The following is a 522-nucleotide window of genomic DNA, read 5'->3' as shown; positions in this document are numbered from 1 at the left end:
CCTTCATCGACTCCTAGTGTCAAGGCATCCACCGTGCGCCCTTTCTAACTTAACCAAACTAAAAATTAAAAAATATGAGCTACACTGTTATCTAGTTTTCAAAGAACATACCATTTGCTATTTAAAATAGCTTTTTGGTGGAGCCTAGCGGGATCGAACCGCTGACCTCCTGCGTGCAAGGCAGGCGCTCTCCCAGCTGAGCTAAGGCCCCAAAATGTATGGTGGGCCTAAATGGACTCGAACCATCGACCTCACGCTTATCAGGCGTGCGCTCTAACCAGCTGAGCTATAGGCCCATACAAATTGCAGGATTTATTTATATCATATCCTCATTTAAGAGTCAATACTGAATTGAACTCTCAAAACTAAACGAAAACGAAACACGGAAACTTATATTGATAAGCAGCGCTTATCAATTCTCCATAGAAAGGAGGTGATCCAGCCGCACCTTCCGATACGGCTACCTTGTTACGACTTCACCCCAATCATCTGTCCCACCTTAGGCGGCTGGCTCCAAAAAGG

The 522-nt window shown here is 45.2% G+C and carries 2 tRNA genes and 1 rRNA gene; all 3 read right to left on the bottom strand.

Annotation, left to right across the window (positions count from 1 at the left end):
* Nucleotides 1-135 precede the first annotated feature (135 nt).
* Nucleotides 136-211 (bottom strand) — tRNA-Ala (locus ACTFR3_RS30510).
* A gap of 8 nt (nt 212-219) precedes the next feature.
* Nucleotides 220-296, bottom strand: a tRNA-Ile gene (locus ACTFR3_RS30505).
* Nucleotides 297-426: 130 nt separating this feature from the next.
* Nucleotides 427-522, bottom strand: a 16S ribosomal RNA gene (locus ACTFR3_RS30500); the annotation flags it as partial.

Origin of the sequence: Bacillus cereus group sp. MYBK14-1 (assembly GCF_051916885.1) — a bacterium.
Lineage (GTDB): Bacteria > Bacillota > Bacilli > Bacillales > Bacillaceae_G > Bacillus_A > Bacillus_A cereus.
The sequence above is the reverse complement of the archived record's forward strand: the minus strand, read 5'-3'. Positions and strand labels throughout refer to the sequence as shown.